Annotated in this window: 20 protein-coding genes; 17 read left to right on the top strand and 3 right to left on the bottom strand. The window is 71.5% G+C overall.

The genetic code is table 11. From position 1 onward, the window contains the following. Together ACFYZ8_RS31205 and ACFYZ8_RS31200 are read right to left on the bottom strand one after the other, a co-directional pair. Positions 1-1,011, bottom strand: a complete 1,011-nt coding sequence (locus tag ACFYZ8_RS31205; RefSeq protein ID WP_388541630.1) for a hypothetical protein — start codon at positions 1,009-1,011, stop codon at positions 1-3. A gap of 163 nt (positions 1,012-1,174) precedes the next feature. Further along, positions 1,175-2,761 carry an oxidoreductase gene (locus ACFYZ8_RS31200; protein ID WP_388541633.1) on the bottom strand — a complete coding sequence of 529 codons (1,587 nt, stop codon included), beginning with the start codon at positions 2,759-2,761 and terminating at the stop codon, positions 1,175-1,177. 157 nt (positions 2,762-2,918) lie between these two features. Between ACFYZ8_RS31200 and hisD the strand changes: the two genes are divergently transcribed. Genes hisD through hisF form a run of 8 tightly spaced genes read left to right on the top strand, consistent with a single transcriptional unit; the run spans position 2,919 to position 8,614 of the window. Next, a complete protein-coding gene (gene hisD / locus ACFYZ8_RS31195) occupies positions 2,919-4,244 on the top strand; it encodes a histidinol dehydrogenase (RefSeq protein WP_388541635.1) in 1,326 nt (441 codons plus the stop codon). After that, the gene (locus ACFYZ8_RS31190) at positions 4,241-5,356 is read left to right on the top strand and encodes a histidinol-phosphate transaminase (protein ID WP_388541638.1); all 1,116 of its coding nucleotides are present in this window, start codon (positions 4,241-4,243) and stop codon (positions 5,354-5,356) included. The genes hisD and ACFYZ8_RS31190 overlap by 4 nt, the downstream gene beginning before the upstream one ends. Beyond that, positions 5,353-5,946, top strand: coding sequence for an imidazoleglycerol-phosphate dehydratase HisB (hisB, locus tag ACFYZ8_RS31185; protein WP_030932889.1), 594 nt, complete (start codon positions 5,353-5,355; stop codon positions 5,944-5,946). The genes ACFYZ8_RS31190 and hisB overlap by 4 nt, the downstream gene beginning before the upstream one ends. Then, positions 5,943-6,107: a hypothetical protein gene (locus tag ACFYZ8_RS31180; RefSeq protein ID WP_007381382.1), complete on the top strand. Its 165-nt coding sequence runs from the start codon at positions 5,943-5,945 to the stop codon at positions 6,105-6,107. The genes hisB and ACFYZ8_RS31180 overlap by 4 nt, the downstream gene beginning before the upstream one ends. Beyond that, complete coding sequence (gene hisH / locus ACFYZ8_RS31175; RefSeq protein ID WP_359029482.1) at positions 6,104-6,745, top strand: imidazole glycerol phosphate synthase subunit HisH; 642 nt, start codon at positions 6,104-6,106, stop codon at positions 6,743-6,745. Before ACFYZ8_RS31180 ends, hisH begins: the two co-directional genes overlap by 4 nt. Beyond that, entirely contained in the window at positions 6,742-7,467 is a 726-nt protein-coding gene (gene priA / locus ACFYZ8_RS31170) for a bifunctional 1-(5-phosphoribosyl)-5-((5-phosphoribosylamino)methylideneamino)imidazole-4-carboxamide isomerase/phosphoribosylanthranilate isomerase PriA (protein ID WP_388541643.1), read from the top strand. The genes hisH and priA overlap by 4 nt, the downstream gene beginning before the upstream one ends. Next, entirely contained in the window at positions 7,464-7,862 is a 399-nt protein-coding gene (locus ACFYZ8_RS31165; RefSeq protein WP_359029484.1) for a RidA family protein, read from the top strand. Before priA ends, ACFYZ8_RS31165 begins: the two co-directional genes overlap by 4 nt. Then, positions 7,859-8,614 (top strand): imidazole glycerol phosphate synthase subunit HisF, encoded by a 756-nt coding sequence (gene hisF / locus ACFYZ8_RS31160; RefSeq protein ID WP_359029485.1) that lies wholly within the window; start codon positions 7,859-7,861, stop codon positions 8,612-8,614. The genes ACFYZ8_RS31165 and hisF overlap by 4 nt, the downstream gene beginning before the upstream one ends. A gap of 45 nt (positions 8,615-8,659) precedes the next feature. Here hisF and ACFYZ8_RS31155 read toward each other — a convergent pair whose 3' ends face one another. Continuing rightward, on the bottom strand, positions 8,660-9,295 hold the full coding sequence (locus tag ACFYZ8_RS31155) for a TIGR03085 family metal-binding protein (protein ID WP_359029486.1): 636 nt from the start codon (positions 9,293-9,295) through the stop codon (positions 8,660-8,662). Between the two features lie 83 nt (positions 9,296-9,378). Between ACFYZ8_RS31155 and hisI the strand changes: the two genes are divergently transcribed. From hisI to trpA, 9 genes are all read left to right on the top strand, one after another. Next, on the top strand, positions 9,379-9,777 hold the full coding sequence (gene hisI / locus ACFYZ8_RS31150; RefSeq protein WP_388541648.1) for a phosphoribosyl-AMP cyclohydrolase: 399 nt from the start codon (positions 9,379-9,381) through the stop codon (positions 9,775-9,777). A gap of 11 nt (positions 9,778-9,788) precedes the next feature. Further along, positions 9,789-11,267, top strand: a complete 1,479-nt coding sequence (locus ACFYZ8_RS31145) for an anthranilate synthase component I (RefSeq protein ID WP_359029488.1) — start codon at positions 9,789-9,791, stop codon at positions 11,265-11,267. 51 nt (positions 11,268-11,318) lie between these two features. Then, a complete protein-coding gene (locus ACFYZ8_RS31140) occupies positions 11,319-11,960 on the top strand; it encodes a TIGR02234 family membrane protein (protein ID WP_388541651.1) in 642 nt (213 codons plus the stop codon). Between the two features lie 103 nt (positions 11,961-12,063). After that, positions 12,064-12,315 carry an HGxxPAAW family protein gene (locus ACFYZ8_RS31135; protein WP_359029490.1) on the top strand — a complete coding sequence of 84 codons (252 nt, stop codon included), beginning with the start codon at positions 12,064-12,066 and terminating at the stop codon, positions 12,313-12,315. Between the two features lie 83 nt (positions 12,316-12,398). Beyond that, positions 12,399-12,839 (top strand): DUF2752 domain-containing protein, encoded by a 441-nt coding sequence (locus tag ACFYZ8_RS31130; protein WP_388541654.1) that lies wholly within the window; start codon positions 12,399-12,401, stop codon positions 12,837-12,839. A 184-nt stretch (positions 12,840-13,023) separates the two neighbouring features. Further along, on the top strand, positions 13,024-13,833 hold the full coding sequence (gene trpC / locus ACFYZ8_RS31125) for an indole-3-glycerol phosphate synthase TrpC (protein ID WP_031048148.1): 810 nt from the start codon (positions 13,024-13,026) through the stop codon (positions 13,831-13,833). 21 nt (positions 13,834-13,854) lie between these two features. Then, entirely contained in the window at positions 13,855-14,070 is a 216-nt protein-coding gene (gene trpM, locus ACFYZ8_RS31120) for a tryptophan biosynthesis modulator TrpM (RefSeq protein ID WP_388541657.1), read from the top strand. A gap of 59 nt (positions 14,071-14,129) precedes the next feature. Then, positions 14,130-15,416, top strand: coding sequence for a tryptophan synthase subunit beta (gene trpB, locus ACFYZ8_RS31115; protein ID WP_388541659.1), 1,287 nt, complete (start codon positions 14,130-14,132; stop codon positions 15,414-15,416). Next, on the top strand, positions 15,413-16,231 hold the full coding sequence (gene trpA / locus ACFYZ8_RS31110; protein ID WP_388541662.1) for a tryptophan synthase subunit alpha: 819 nt from the start codon (positions 15,413-15,415) through the stop codon (positions 16,229-16,231). The genes trpB and trpA overlap by 4 nt, the downstream gene beginning before the upstream one ends. The last annotated feature ends 6 nt before the right edge of the window (positions 16,232-16,237 follow it).

The following is a 16,237-nucleotide window of genomic DNA, read 5'->3' as shown; positions in this document are numbered from 1 at the left end:
CTAATGGCCCCAGGAGCGGACACGCCCCCCGTGCCCACTCCCTGGATGGATCAGGGCGCGCTGCCGGACCTCCTCGCGGACCTCCAGGAAGCGTCCCAGCGGGTCCTCCGACTCCCGGCCCCAGGGGAACGAGGTCGCGTACGGGCCGAGCATCCGCAGCTGCTCCAGGGCGTCCGTCCAGCGGCCGAGGCGCACCAGGACGAAGACCAGCTTGTTGCGGATCTCGGCCGGCCAGGGGTCGGCGGCCGTGAACGCGGCGGACAGCTCGATGGCCCGGTCGGCCGCCGCGTCCAGCCGCTCGCGCGGCACCGCGTCGCCGCCGGCCTCGGTCAGACAGGCGAGGGCCGCCCGCGCGGGCAGCGCCTGGATGAGGGAGCCGGGCGGGGCGTCCTGCGCGGCCCGGTCGGCGAAGTCGAAGCACTCGCGGTACGAGCCGCGCCAGGAGGTGGCCAGATAGCGCAGGGCGGCGACATGGCAGCCGTAGTGGAGCGGGGCCCGCCTGAGGGCCGCCTCCCACAGCTCCCCGAAGTAGGTGTGCCCGGCCTGCGAGCCGCGCGCGTGGTCCAGCGCGATCCGCCACGGCACCGGGTCGCGGTCCTCGCCGCGCGCCGCGGCCGTGATCAGCGGGCTCACCTCACGCAGCAGCTCCGCCCGGGCCGGTGACTCCCAGACGCGGTCCACCGCGAGCTGGGCGCCGAGCAGCAGCTGGTCCGGGTCGTACGGGGCTTCGGCGCGCCAGGCGTCGTACCACTCGGGGCGCGAGCGGGCGAAGGCGGAGAGGCGCCGGACGTACCGGTCGCGCAGCTCCCAGGCGGCGCTCTCGCGGGTCACGGCGAGCAGCTCGGCCGCGGGGCCGTACGTGCCCTGCCCGGCGGCGACCAGCGCGGGTCCGAGCCGGTCGTCGGGCGCGTCGAGCAGCACCTCGTCATCGGCGGGCAGTCCGCCGGCGAGGTACGGGGGCATCCGTGACGCGCGGATGAAGGGGGGCAGCAGAGCCATGGTGTCGACCATTGAAAGTCGGCAGTTCGGGACAGCGCCAGTGCGCACGTGCAATTCGTGGAAAGTTGTACGCCGCCGAGTCAAGGGGAGTTAAAAAGGTGACCGTTCAACAACTCTCTGACCAGCGGTCTCACCAGTCCCTCCCGGTGTCCTGCCGATTTCTTCACAGATCGCGTCAGCTCCGCCGCAGCAGCCTCGTGGCCCCCGCCGCCACCGTGGTCGCCAGGACCCAGCCGAGGAGGACCATCGCCGCCGCCAGCCACTGCCAGCCGCCGCGCAGCTGCCAGAAGCCGACCTGCCCCAGGTCGATCACCGGAAGCAGCAGGTCGAGAGCGAAGAGGGCGGGATTCCAGGCCGGATGGTCGCCGCTCTTGAGCGGTGGATGGCTCGCGTGTGCGAACGCCACGGAGCCCGCCGCCCACAGCACCGCCATCCATACGGCGGCCCGCCCGGGCCGGTACCCGTAGGCGACCGTCCAGTCCTGCACGTATCCCCACAGCTTGGCGGCCGGCGGCAGGCTCTCGCGGCGCCGGCGCTGCTTGGCGAGCAGCACCTCGCGCGCGTCCTCGTCCTCGCCGCCGGCCCGCAGCACGGCGGCGAGCCGCTCGTACGGCTCCGGGTTGTACTCGGCGGTCGCGGCCGCCACCCACTCCAGCCGCTCGGCCAGCGGGAACGGGCCGTGCGGCACGAGGTTCTCGTAGGCGAAGCCGCCCATGTGCAGATTGCCGGGCCCCGGCCACGCGGTCGCCCGGTCCACGAGGTTGCCGACCCGGGCGCCCGACAGGACCACCTTGCCGCGTTGCGGCTTCTCGCCGAGAAAGCGCAGTTCGGGCGCCTGGATGCGGCGCAGCGACAGCTCCTGCTCGTCGGTGAAGGTGAACCGGGCCCGCTCCAGGTCCACGGCGTCCCCGAACCGTCCGTCGTCCAGCCGTACCCCGCCCTGGCACTCGAAGCGCTGGATCCGCGTCCCGCGCGCGGGGGTCGCCCCGCTCAGCATGGACGCGCCGACGCCCGCCGGGGTCATGTACAGCGTGCGCTCGACGGTCAGCTGGGGGGCGTTCAGCGCGAGCCGCGTGTACGGGTTGTTCAGCCGGGCGCCGCGCAGGCTCAGCGAGACCCCGATGGTGGCGCTGCGCAGGCTCAGCTCGCCGTGCGACTCCAGCAGCTCGGCCTGGAGGTCCTGGCCCACCGTCATGCCGTCAGCGGCGAGGGAGCGGCCGCTGCGGTCGCGGTAGACGATCGCCTGGTTCATCAGCAGGTCCGTGCCGATGTGCGCGTCGGTCAGCCGTACGCCGTTGTGGAAGCGGCAGCGCGGCAGATGCAGATCGCCCTCGGTGTGCACCCGGGCGGCCTCCAGACGCGGCACCGAGCAGTTCACGAACCGCGCGGTGGTGAAGCGGGCCTCCGGCAGCAGGATCTCCCGCTCGAACCGGCAGCCCTTCATCTCGACGTACGGCACCACCGTGCCGCCCGCGAGGTCCAGAGTGCCGCTGATCTGCACGCCGGTGAGCTTCAGGGACGACACCCGGCCGGCGAGCGCGGGCGGACCGTCCAGGAGCAGCCAGCACACGATCCGCGCGCGTACCGTCCGCTCGGGCCCCCACGGATGCCCGCCGTGCGGATCGTCGACGACGGTGTCGCCGCTGCTCAGGTCGTACACGCTGCCGTTGCGGAAGGCCTGCCACATGCCGGCCTCGGCGGCGGTCAGATCGTCCGGCAGGTCTCCGTCGTGGATGTCCCGGATGCCGGCCCCCTCGGTCACGGTTCTTCCAGCTCCTTGCGGCTCGTGGGATTCGTAAAACCGTTCATGCCCGCTGAGTAACCCCCCGAACGCTAGACGTGAAGGGGATCTTCCGGGTTGCGTATCAGCCATTGGAATGCGCGGACGGGCCCTGATGCGGGTCTGAGAGAATTGACGAGTGATCTCCCGAATCGATCTGCGCGGCGACGCCCTCCCCGAGGGCCCCGCCCTGCGCGACCTGCTGCCCCGAGCCGACTTCGACGTCTCGGCCGCCCTGGAGAAGGTGCGTCCGATCTGCGAGGCCGTGCATCATCGGGGCGACGCGGCGCTGATCGACTTCGCGGAGAAGTTCGACGGGGTGAAGCTGGAGCGGGTGCGGGTGCCCGCGGCGGCGCTCGAAAAGGCGCTCGAAGAGCTCGACCCCGCCGTGCGTGCGGCCCTGGAGGAGTCCATCCGCCGGGCCCGCCTCGTCCACCGCGAACAGCGCCGCAGCACCCACACGACCCAGGTCGTGCCCGGCGGCAGCGTGACCGAGAAATGGGTGCCGGTCGACCGGGTCGGGCTGTACGCGCCGGGCGGCCGGTCCGTCTACCCCTCCTCCGTGATCATGAACGTGGTGCCCGCGCAGGAGGCCGGCGTCGAGTCGATCGCCCTCGCGTCCCCCGCCCAGGCCGAGTTCGGCGGACTCCCGCACCCGACGATCCTCGCCGCCTGCGCGCTGCTCGGCGTCGACGAGGTCTACGCCGCCGGTGGCGCGACCGCCGTCGCGATGTTCGCGTACGGCACCGAGTCCTGCCCGCCCGCGAACATGGTCACCGGGCCCGGCAACATCTGGGTCGCCGCCGCCAAGCGCTACTTCACCGGCAGGATCGGCATCGACGCCGAGGCCGGCCCGACCGAGATCGCGGTCCTCGCGGACTCCTCCGCCGACCCGGTGCACGTGGCCTCCGACCTGATCAGCCAGGCCGAGCACGACCCGCTGGCCGCGGCCGTCCTGGTCACCGACTCCGTCGAGCTGGCGGACGCGGTCGAGAAGGAGCTGGAACCGCAGGTCGCGGCCACCAAGCACATCGAGGACCGGATCGTGCCCGCCCTGGGGGGCAGGCAGTCCGCGATCGTCCTCGTCGACGGCATCGACGAAGGACTCCGGGTCGTCGACGCGTACGGCGCCGAGCACCTGGAGATCCAGACGGCCGACGCCGCCGCGGTGGCCGACCGGGTGCGCAACGCCGGGGCGATCTTCGTCGGCCCGTGGGCGCCCGTGTCGCTGGGCGACTACGCCGCCGGCTCCAACCACGTGCTCCCGACCGGCGGTTGCGCCTGCCACTCCTCCGGTCTGTCCGTGCAGTCCTTCCTCCGGGGCATCCACATCGTCGACTACACGAAGGACGCGCTCGCGGACGTGGCGCACCACGTGGTGACGCTGGCGGAGGCGGAGGACTTGCCGGCCCACGGGGCGGCGATCAAGGCACGGTTCGACTGGAAGGTTCCCGAGAGCAAGTGACCGGCATCGACGATCTTCCCGTACGGGACGAGCTGCGCGGCAAGTCCCCCTACGGCGCGCCCCAGTTGGACGTCCCCGTACGGCTGAACACCAACGAGAACCCCTACCGGCTGCCCGAGCCGCTGGTCGAGCGCATCACCGAGCGCGTCCGCGAGGCCGCCCGCGACCTCAACCGCTACCCGGACCGGGACGCGGTCGAGCTGCGCACCCGGCTCGCCGAGTACCTGACGGACACCTCGGGCCACGAGGTGGGCCTCGCCAACGTCTGGGCGGCCAACGGCTCCAACGAGGTCATCCAGCAGCTGCTCCAGACCTTCGGCGGACCCGGCCGTACGGCGATCGGCTTCGAGCCGTCGTACTCGATGCACGCGCTCATCGCGCGCGGCACCGGCACCGGCTGGATCTCCGGTCCCCGGAACGCGGACTTCACCGTCGACGTCGAGGCGGCGGTGCAGGCGATCGCCTCGCACCAGCCGGACGTCGTCTTCATCACCACCCCCAACAACCCCACCGGCAACGCGGTCCCGCCCGAGACGGTCCTCGCCCTGTACGAGGCCGCGCAGGCGGCGAAGCCGTCCATGGTCGTGGTCGACGAGGCGTACATCGAGTTCAGCCACGGGCACTCGCTGCTGCCCCTCATCGAGGGCCGGCCGAATCTCGTCATCTCCCGGACGATGTCGAAGGCGTTCGGCGCGGCGGGCCTGCGCCTCGGCTACCTCGCCGCGCACCCGGCGGTCGTGGACGCCGTACAGCTCGTACGACTCCCTTACCACCTGTCGGCCGTCACCCAGGCGACCGCCCTCGCGGCCCTGGAGCACACCGACACGCTGCTCAAGTACGTCGAGCAGCTGAAGGCCGAGCGGGACCGGCTGGTGAGCGAGCTGCGGGCGATCGGCTTCGAGGTCGTGGAGTCGGACGCGAACTTCGTGCAGTTCGGGCGGTTCGACGGCCCCGGCGGCTCGCACGCGGCCTGGCAGAAGATCCTCGACCGGGGTGTCCTGGTCCGGGACAACGGCATTCCGGGGTGGCTGCGGGTGTCCGCCGGAACCCCCGAAGAGAACGACGCGTTCCTCGACGCGGTCCGTGAGTTGAAGAAGGAGCTGAACGCATGAGCCGCGTAGGACGCGTGGAGCGAGTCACCAAGGAGACCTCGGTGCTCGTCGAGATCGATCTCGACGGCAGCGGAAAGGTCGACGTGTCGACAGGCGTCGGCTTCTACGACCACATGCTCGACCAGCTCGGCCGGCACGGTCTGTTCGACCTCACCGTGAAGACCGAGGGCGACCTGCACATCGACTCCCACCACACCATCGAGGACACCGCCCTCGCCCTCGGTGCCGCCTTCAAGCAGGCGCTCGGCGACAAGGTGGGCATCTACCGCTTCGGCAACTGCACGGTCCCCCTGGACGAGTCACTCGCCCAGGTGACCGTGGACCTGTCCGGCCGCCCCTACCTCGTGCACACCGAGCCCGAGAACATGGCGCCGATGATCGGCGAGTACGACACCACGATGACCCGGCACATCCTGGAGTCCTTCGTGGCCCAGGCGCAGATCGCCCTGCACGTGCACGTGCCGTACGGGCGCAACGCCCACCACATCGTGGAGTGCCAGTTCAAGGCGCTCGCCCGGGCCCTGCGCTACGCCTCCGAGCGCGACCCGCGCGCGGCCGGCATCCTCCCCTCCACGAAGGGCGCGCTGTGACCGGCCTGTCGACCCTCCTGATCGTCGTCGGCCTCTTCCTGGCCGGCGGCATCTACTCCTTCGTCAAGCAGCAGATGCCCAAGGGCCTCATCGTGCTGCTCTCCATCGCCGCCGGGATGTGTCTCGTCGCCGGTGTCATGAGGCTGGAGGTGTGGAATTGAGCCCGTCCAAGCGAGTGGTCGTCTTCGACTACGGCTTCGGCAACGTGCGCTCCGCCGAGCGCGCCCTCGCGCGCGCGGGAGCCGAGGTCGAGATAACGCGCGACTACGACAAGGCCATGAACGCCGACGGCCTGCTGGTGCCGGGCGTCGGCGCCTTCGCCGCCTGCATGAAGGGCCTGCACGAGGCCCGCGGTGACTGGATCATCGACCGCAGGCTGTCCGGCGGCCGTCCGGTGATGGGCATCTGCGTCGGCATGCAGATCCTCTTCGCGCGCGGCATCGAGCACGGCGTGGAGACCGACGGCCTAGACGAGTGGCCCGGCTCGGTCGAGCCGCTGAAGGCCGAGATCGTGCCCCACATGGGCTGGAACACCGTCGACGCGCCCGACGACTCCCAGCTGTTCGCCGGCCTGGACGCCGACGCCCGCTTCTACTTCGTGCACTCCTACGCCGTCCACGACTGGTCCCTGGAGACGCACAACCCGTCGATGCAGGCACCGCGCGTGACCTGGTCGACCCACGGCAAGCCCTTCGTGGCCGCCGTGGAGAACGGCGCCCTGTGGGCCACGCAGTTCCACCCCGAGAAGTCCGGCGACGCCGGTGCGCAGCTCCTCACCAACTGGATCGGAACACTGTGAGCAAGCTCGAACTCCTTCCCGCCGTCGACGTCCGCGACGGCCAGGCCGTCCGCCTCGTGCACGGCGAGTCCGGCACCGAGACCTCGTACGGCTCCCCGCTGGAGGCCGCCCTGTCCTGGCAGCGGTCGGGCGCCGAGTGGCTGCACCTGGTCGACCTGGACGCGGCGTTCGGCACCGGCGACAACCGCGAGCTGGTCCGGCAGGTCACCGAGGCGATGGACATCAAGGTCGAGCTGTCCGGCGGCATCCGCGACGACGCCTCCCTGGCCGCCGCCCTCGCCACCGGCTGCACCCGGGTGAACCTCGGCACCGCCGCCCTGGAGAGCCCCGAGTGGGTCGCCAAGGTCATCGCCGAGCACGGCGACAAGATCGCGGTCGGTCTCGACGTCCGCGGTACGACCCTCAAGGGCCGCGGCTGGACCAGCGAGGGCGGCGACCTCTACGAGGCGCTGGCACGGCTCGACAAGGAGGGCTGCGCGCGGTACGTCGTCACCGACATCGCCAAGGACGGCACGCTCCAGGGCCCGAACCTGGAGCTGCTGAGGAACGTCTGCGCGGCGACCGACCGCCCGGTGGTGGCCTCCGGCGGGGTGTCCTCGCTGGACGACCTGCGGGCCATCGCCGAGCTGGTGCCGCTCGGTGTCGAGGGTTCCATCGTCGGGAAGGCGCTGTACGCGAAGGCGTTCACCCTGGAAGAGGCCCTGGAGGCGGTGGCTCAGTGAGCGACGTACGACGCGTCACGACCGGTGCGCCCTGGGAGGAGACCTTCGGGTACTCCCGCGCGGTGGAACTCCCCAACGGCCTGGTGCTGGTCTCCGGCTGCACCTCTGTGGTGGACGGCGAGATCGTCGCGGGCGACCCGTACGAGCAGACCGTCAACTCCTTCAACGTCGCCTTCGCCGCGCTGAAGGAGCTGGGGCTCGGCCGGGAGGATGTGGTGCGCACCCGTATGTACATCACTCATGCCCGCGATGTGGACGATGTTGGCCGCGCCCACAAGGAGCTGTTCGACGCCGTCCGGCCCGCCGCGTCCATGATCATCGTCTCCGGCTTCGTGGACCCCAGCCTGGTCGTCGAGGTCGAGGTGGAGGCGTTCCGAGGAGTGTCCGCAGCATGACCCTCGCCGTACGAGTCATCCCCTGCCTGGACGTGGACAACGGCCGGGTCGTCAAGGGCGTCAACTTCCAGAACCTGCGCGACGCGGGCGACCCCGTCGAAATGGCCAAGGTCTACGACGCCGAGGGCGCCGACGAGCTGACGTTCCTGGACATCACCGCCTCCTCCGGCAACCGCGAGACGACCTACGACGTGGTGCGCCGCACCGCCGAGCAGGTCTTCATCCCGCTGACGGTCGGCGGCGGGGTCCGCACCGCCGAGGACGTCGACAAGCTGCTGCGGGCCGGTGCGGACAAGGTGGGTGTGAACACCGCGGCCATCGCCCGCCCCGACCTGATCCGCGAGATCGCCGAGCGGTTCGGCCGGCAGGTGCTGGTGCTGTCGGTGGACGCGCGCCGCACTCCTGAAGGCTCCTTCGAGGTGACCACGCACGGCGGCCGCAAGGGCACCGGCATCGACGCCGTCGAGTGGGCGCACCGGGCCGCCGAGCTGGGCGCCGGTGAGATCCTGCTCAACTCGATGGACGCGGACGGCACCAAGGACGGCTACGACCTGGAGATGATCGAGGCCGTCCGCAAGCACGTGAGCGTCCCGCTGATCGCCTCCGGCGGCGCGGGCAGGCTGGACCACTTCCCGCCGGCCATCGGCGCGGGCGCGGACGCGGTCCTCGCCGCCTCGGTGTTCCACTTCGGCGATCTGCGGATCGGCGAGGTGAAGGAGACGCTGCGGGCGGCGGGCCACCCCGTGCGGTAGTGCGGCTCCCGAGCCCCGGTCACCGGCACCGGTGACCGGGGTTTCTCAGATCCCGAGTTCCTTCGCCTCGTGCAGCTTGGCGATCGCCTCCTTGTCGCCGTCCAGCTCCACCTTGGCCGCGCTCTGCCGGCCGTAGAGGAACAGCAGCAGCTCCGAGGGCTCACCGGTCACGGTCACGACCGGTGTGCCGCGGTGGGCGACCGCCGTCTGGCCGTCCGGGCGGCGCAGCACCAGACCGGTGGGGACACCGCGCCCCATCAGCCGGGCGGTGCGCTCCAGACGGGACCACAGGGCGTCCTGGAAGACGGAGTCCAGCTCGCGCGGCGTCCAGTCGGGGCGGGCCCGGCGGACGTCCTCGGTGTGGACGTAGAACTCCACCGTGTTCGACAGCTCCTCGACCTGCTTGAGCTGGAACGGCGAGAAGCGCGGTGGGCCCGTGCGGATGAGCTGGATCAGTTCTTCGTAGGGCTTCTCGGAGAACTCGGTCATCACCCGGTCCAGGCGGGACGCGAGCTGCTTGATCAGCAGACCGCCGGCGGCGTCGGGACGGCGCTCGCGCACCACCACGTGCGCCGCGAGATCACGGGTGAGCCAGCCCTCGCAGAGGGTCGGGGCCTCCGGGCCCTCGGCCTCCAACAGGTCGGCGAGGAGAAGTCGTTCACGCTTGGCGAAAGTCGACATGCAGTCAGCCTACGACCGCCTGTCGGGTCCGCACAGTGGACACCCCACCGTCACTGTCAGTGGCGCGCGGCACAATGGCATGCATGACCAGCACGCCCCCGCCCAGCAGCAGCCTCGACCCGGAGATCGCCGCGCGCCTCAAGCGCAGCGCCGACGGGCTCGTCCCCGCCATCGCCCAGCAGTACGACACCGGTGAGGTGCTCATGCTCGGCTGGATGGACGACGAGGCGCTGCACCGCACCCTGACCACCGGCCGCTGCACCTACTGGTCGCGCAGCCGCCGGGAGTACTGGGTCAAGGGCGACACCTCCGGCCACTTCCAGTGGGTCAAGTCCGTCGCCCTGGACTGCGACGCCGACACCGTGCTGGTCAAGGTGGACCAGGTCGGTGCCGCCTGCCACACCGGCGCGCGGACCTGCTTCGACGAGGACGTGCTCCTCAAGGACGGCGCCGATTCCGGTGCCACCGCCTCGGATCAGTAAGGTCAGCCGCCATGGACCTCGAGACCTTCCGCAAGCTGGCCACCGACCGCCGTGTCATCCCCGTCACGCGCAAGCTCCTGGCCGACGGCGACACCCCGGTCGCCCTCTACCGCAAGCTCGCCGCCGAGCGCCCCGGCACCTTCCTGCTGGAGTCCGCGGAGAACGGCCGCTCGTGGTCCCGCTACTCCTTCGTGGGCGTGCGCTCCGCCGCGACCCTGACCGCCCGCGACGGCCAGGCGCACTGGCTCGGCACCCCACCGGTCGGCGTCCCCGTCGACGGCGACCCGCTGGCCGCCCTGCGCGCCACCATCGAGGCCCTGCACACCCCGCACCAGGAGGGCCTGCCGCCCTTCACCGGCGGCATGGTCGGCTACCTCGGCTACGACATCGTCCGCCGCCTGGAGAAGATCGGCCCGGGGGAGCGGGACGACCTCAAGCTGCCCGAGCTGACCATGCTGCTCACCAGCGACCTCGCCGTCATGGACCACTGGGAGGGCTCGGTCCTGCTGATCGCCAACGCGATCAACCACAACGACCTGGACACCGGCGTCGACGAGGCCCACGCGGACGCGGTGGCCCGCCTGGACGCCATGGAGGCGGACCTGTCCCGCGCGGTGGCCCAGCCCCCGGCGGTCCTCCCGCCCTCCGAGCTGCCCGAGTACACCGCGCTCTGGGGCGGCCCCGACTTCCAGGAGGCCGTCGAGGACATCAAGGAGCGCATCCGGGCCGGCGAGGCCTTCCAGGTCGTCCCCTCGCAGCGCTTCGAGACGCCGTGCACGGCGAGCGCGCTGGACGTCTACCGGGTCCTCAGGGCCACGAACCCCTCCCCGTACATGTACCTGTTCCGCTTCGACGGCTTCGACGTCGTGGGCTCGTCCCCCGAGGCCCTGGTCAAGGTCGAGGACGGACACGCCATGGTGCACCCCATCGCCGGCACCCGCTGGCGCGGGGCCACCCCGCAGGAGGACCAGGCCCTCGCCGACGAGCTGCTCGCCGACCCGAAGGAGCGCGCCGAGCACCTGATGCTGGTGGACCTCGGGCGCAACGACCTGGGGCGCGTCTGCGAGCCGGGTTCCGTGGAGGTCGTCGACTTCATGTCCGTCGAGCGGTACTCCCACGTGATGCACATCGTGTCGACCGTCACCGGCAAGGTCGCGCAGGGCCGTACCGCCTTCGACGTGCTGACGGCCTGTTTTCCGGCCGGCACGCTCTCCGGGGCGCCGAAGCCCCGGGCGATGCAGATCATCGACGAACTCGAGCCGTCCCGGCGCGGGTTGTACGGCGGCTGCGTCGGCTACCTCGACTTCGCGGGCGACTCCGACACCGCGATCGCCATCCGTACCGCGCTGCTGAGGGACGGCACCGCCTACGTCCAGGCCGGCGCCGGCATCGTCGCCGACTCCGACCCGGTCGCCGAGGACACGGAGTGCCGGAACAAGGCGGCGGCCGTCCTGCGGGCGGTCCACACGGCGAACCGCTTGGGCGAATAGGGCGATTCTCACGGAGCCCCGGGTCACCGTTCGCCCGGGGTTCGGGTGATAGTGGGGTACGTGACTGCCGTACCCCACCCCCGTTCCGAAGCCGCCGGACCCACCAGGGCCGGACGTCTGAGTCTCGCCGTCGCCCTGCTGTGCGGCGCGCTCGGCGCCGCCGTGGCGCTGCTGGCCACCCGCCAGCAGTGGGCCGAGGGCACCGCGACCGTGGCCGGCGGCGCCTTCCCCCTGACCGCCAAGGGCAGTGACGTCACGGGCGTCCCCGCCGCCCTGGCGATAGTCGGCCTCGCCGCGCTCGTCGCCGTCTTCGCCGTCCGCAAGGCGGGACGCCTCCTGGTCGCCGCGCTGCTCGCGCTCTCCGGCGCGGGAATCGTCACCGCGGCGCTGATCGGCGCGAGCGACTCGTCCGCGCTGGACGAGCAGGCGGCCAAGGCCTCCGGCGACACCTCGGCGACGGTCGCCTCCCTCTCCCACACCGCCTGGCCCTACGTCGCCGTCGTGGGAGGTGCCCTGATCCTTCTGGCCGGGCTTCTCGCCCTTCGGTACGGGAGGCTGTGGCCCGCGATGTCCGGGCGCTACGAGCGGGACGGGGCGCCCAAGGTGCGCCGCAAGGCCCCTGTCGTGGATCCCGACCGGCCCGAGGACATCTGGAAGGCGCTCGACCGCGGGGAAGACCCGACGGGCGCGTGACGGCCCTCCTGCCGGACCCCCGAACACGTCGTTGCCCCGCGTACGGAACAATGGGCCGCGAGCGTCCGGCTCAGACACGTACTTCAGCACCTAGGAGCAAGCAATGGCGGGCAGCAGCCACGGTCACACCCCGGCCGCCTGGACCGGTGTCACTATCGCCTTCATCGGTTTCTGCGTCTCGGGCGCCTTCATGGTGATGGCCCAGCCGGCGGGCTTCTGGGCCGGTCTGGCGATCGTGGCCATCGGCGGCATCATCGGCTGGATCATGAGCGCGATGGGGATGGGCCAGCCCAAGGACGCCCACAAGGCGCTCGTCACCACGCAGCAGCGCGAGGCGGCCGAAGCCAAGAGCTGACACGCACCCGACCCTCGTGAAGGGGCGGCCCGGCGAAAGAGCCGGGGCCGCCCCTCACGCGTTCGGCACAAGGGCGGGGGACAATGCCAAACGTGAACGCAGACACTCAGCGCGTCCTGCCAAGGACCGGCCTGGCCGGACGCCTGGCCGTCCCGGCCGGGATCCTCGCCACCGTCGCCGGGGCCTTCGCGTACGTGGGGACCGTGGACCCCAACCAGCCCGGCCACTACCCCGTCTGTCCGCTCTACCGGATCACCGGCCTGTACTGCCCCGGCTGCGGCGGACTGCGCAGCGCGCACGCGTTCATTCACGGCGACTTCCTGGGCGCCCTCCAGGACAACGCGATGGCTGTCGTGGGCTATCTGGGCTTCGCCGTGCTGTGGACCGTCTGGGTGGTCCGCGCGGCTCGCGGCCGGCCGCTGGACCTCGGTCTCGGGCCGGTGCAGCTGTGGACGGCGGGGGCATTGCTGCTGGTCTTCACGGTTGTCCGGAACCTGCCGTTCGGTGGCTGGCTTCACCCTTGATCAACCGGCGAACGTCCAGTATGGGGGCACCTCCCGCCCGAGCATGCGAAGCTTGTTCGAGGGCGGGGGAGGGACCGGCGTCAACCGGATGCGAGGCCTACGCCCTCCTGCGGATACCATCGCAGTGACCACTTGTTTCCATCAGTCGCTGGAACTGCCGACCGTCTGGAAGGGGGCCGCTCGCGTGAGTGTGCTCGACGAGATCATCGACGGAGTCCGTGCCGACCTCGCGGAACGGCAGGCGCGCGTCAGCCTCGACGAGCTCAAGGAGCGCGCGGCGAAGGCTCCCGCGGCCAAGGACGGTGTGGCCGCACTGCGCGGCGACGGCGTCAAGGTCATCTGCGAGGTCAAGCGCTCCAGCCCCTCCAAGGGCGCGCTGGCCGCCATCGCCGACCCGGCGGGCCTCGCGGCCGACTACGAGGCGGGCGGCGCGGCCGTCATCTCCGTCCTCACCGAACAGCGCCGCTTCGGCGGCTCGCTGGCCGACCTGGAGGCCGTCCGCGCGCGCGTGGACATCCCGGTCCTGCGCAAGGACTTCATCGTCACGTCGTACCAGCTCTGGGAGGCCCGGGCCTACGGCGCCGACCTCGCGCTGCTCATCGTCGCGGCCCTGGAGCAGCCCGCCCTGGAGTCCCTGATCGAGCGCGCCGAGTCCATCGGGCTCACCCCGCTCGTCGAGGTCCACGACGAGGACGAGGTCGAGCGCGCGGTGGACGCCGGAGCGAAGATCATCGGCGTCAACGCGCGTAACCTCAAGACCCTCGAGGTCGACCGCGGCACGTTCGAGCGCATCGCCCCCGAGATCCCCGCCCACCTGGTCAAGGTCGCCGAGTCCGGCGTCCGCGGTCCGCACGACCTGATCGCCTACGCCAACGCCGGCGCCGACGCGGTCCTGGTCGGCGAGTCCCTGGTGACGGGCAAGGACCCGAAGACGGCGGTCTCCGACCTGGTGGCGGCGGGCGAGCATCCGGCTCTGCGTCACGGGCGCGGCTGATCTTTCGCTAGGCTGGCCCCGATGAACCTCACGACGACAACCACGGACAGGTACGCCCGCCTCGCGCGCGGCTGCCGCCCCCGTGGTTGCCGCGCGCCCGCACGCAGGGTGCACGGTCGTCGGGTCCGGTATGTGATCGGTGACGAACCCGGCCAGGTGAACGGCCGTCGATGGCAGCGCCCCTTCAGGGGCGCGGGGAACTGCGCGACCAGCCACAACGGTCCCGCAGCCGTCTGACTGTCTCCGCCCCCACGGCGATTAGTGTCTTTTCATTGCACTCACCGTGAGGTATTGCCATGCCCAGCGAGTTCTTCATCCCCGACCCCGACGGTCAAATCCCCAGCCCCGAAGGCTACTTCGGCACCTTCGGCGGCAAGTTCATCCCGGAGGCCCTCGTCGCCGCCGTGGACGAGGTCGCCGTCGAGTACGACAAGGCCAAGCACGACCCCGAGTTCGCCCGCGAGCTCGACGACCTGCTCGTGAACTACACGGGCCGTCCCTCGGCGCTCACCGAGGTGCCGAGGTTCGCCGAGCACGCCGGCGGCGCGACGGTCTTCCTCAAGCGGGAGGACCTCAACCACACCGGCTCCCACAAGATCAACAACGTGCTCGGCCAGGCCCTGCTCACCAAGCGCATGGGCAAGACCAGGGTGATCGCGGAGACCGGCGCCGGCCAGCACGGCGTGGCCACGGCCACCGCCTGCGCGCTCTTCGGCCTCGAGTGCACGATCTACATGGGCGAGATCGACACCCAGCGCCAGGCCCTCAACGTGGCCCGGATGCGCATGCTCGGCGCCGAGGTCATCGCCGTGAAGTCCGGCAGCCGCACGCTGAAGGACGCCATCAACGAGGCATTCCGCGACTGGGTCGCCAACGTCGACCGCACCCACTACCTCTTCGGCACGGTCGCGGGACCGCACCCCTTCCCGGCCATGGTCCGCGACTTCCACCGGGTCATCGGCGTCGAGGCCCGCCGCCAGCTCCTGGAGCGCGCGGGCCGTCTTCCCGACGCGGCCGTCGCCTGCGTCGGCGGCGGCTCGAACGCCATCGGCCTGTTCCACGCCTTCATCCCGGACGCCGACGTACGCCTCATCGGCTGCGAGCCCGCCGGGCACGGTGTGGAGACCGGCGAGCACGCGGCGACCCTCACCGCGGGCGAGCCCGGGATCCTGCACGGCTCCCGCTCCTACGTCCTCCAGGACGAGGAGGGCCAGATCACCGAGCCGTACTCGATCTCGGCCGGTCTGGACTACCCGGGCATCGGCCCCGAGCACTCCTACCTCAAGGACTCCGGCCGCGGCGAGTACCGCGCGGTCACCGACGACGCGGCCATGCAGGCGCTGCGTCTGCTGTCCCGCACCGAGGGCATCATCCCGGCCATCGAGAGCGCCCACGCGCTGGCCGGCGCCCTGGAGGTCGGCAGGGAGCTCGGCAAGGACGGGCTGATCGTCGTCAACCTGTCCGGCCGCGGCGACAAGGACATGGACACGGCCGCACGCTACTTCGGCCTGTACGACACCGACGCGGCCGTCGCCGCGGACGAGGCCGGTACCGGCGCGGAGATCGAGGGGGACGCCAAGTGAGCGGGAACATTCAGCTTCTGTCGGACACCCTCGCCGCCGCCAAGGCCGAGGGCCGGTCCGCGCTCATCGCCTACCTCCCGGCCGGGTTCCCGACCGTGGACGGCGGCATCGAGGCGATCAAGGCCGCCTTCGACGGTGGCGCCGACGTCGTCGAGGTGGGTCTGCCGCACAGCGACCCCGTCCTCGACGGCCCGGTCATCCAGACCGCCGACGACATCGCCCTGCGCGGCGGCGTCAAGATCGCCGACGTCATGCGGACGGTCAAGGAGACCTACGAGGCCAGCGGGAAGCCGGTGCTCGTGATGACGTACTGGAACCCCATCGACCGCTACGGCGTCGAGCGCTTCACCGCCGAGCTCGCCGAGGCGGGCGGCGCGGGCTGCATCCTGCCCGACCTGCCGGTGCAGGAGTCGGCGCTGTGGAGGGAGCACGCCGAGAAGCACGGGCTCGCCACGGTCTTCGTCGTCGCCCCCAGCAGCAAGGACGCGCGGCTCGCCGAGATCACCGCGGCCGGCAGCGGGTTCGTCTACGCCGCCTCGCTGATGGGCGTCACGGGCACCCGTGAGTCGGTCGGGGCGCAGGCCCAGGACCTGGTCGAGCGGACCCGGGCCACCGGCACCGGCCTGCCCGTCTGTGTCGGACTCGGGGTCTCCAACGCGACGCAGGCCGCCGAGGTGGCCGGCTTCGCCGACGGCGTGATCGTCGGCTCGGCGTTCGTCAAGCGGATGCTGGACGCGCCGGACGACAAGGCCGGCGTCGAGGGCGTCCGCGCGCTCGCCGCCGAACTGGCGAAGGGCGTGCGCCGACAGGCGTAGGACCGC

Origin of the sequence: Streptomyces sp. NPDC001668, assembly GCF_042893155.1 — a bacterium.
Lineage (GTDB): Bacteria > Actinomycetota > Actinomycetes > Streptomycetales > Streptomycetaceae > Streptomyces.
The sequence above is the reverse complement of the archived record's forward strand: the minus strand, read 5'-3'. Positions and strand labels throughout refer to the sequence as shown.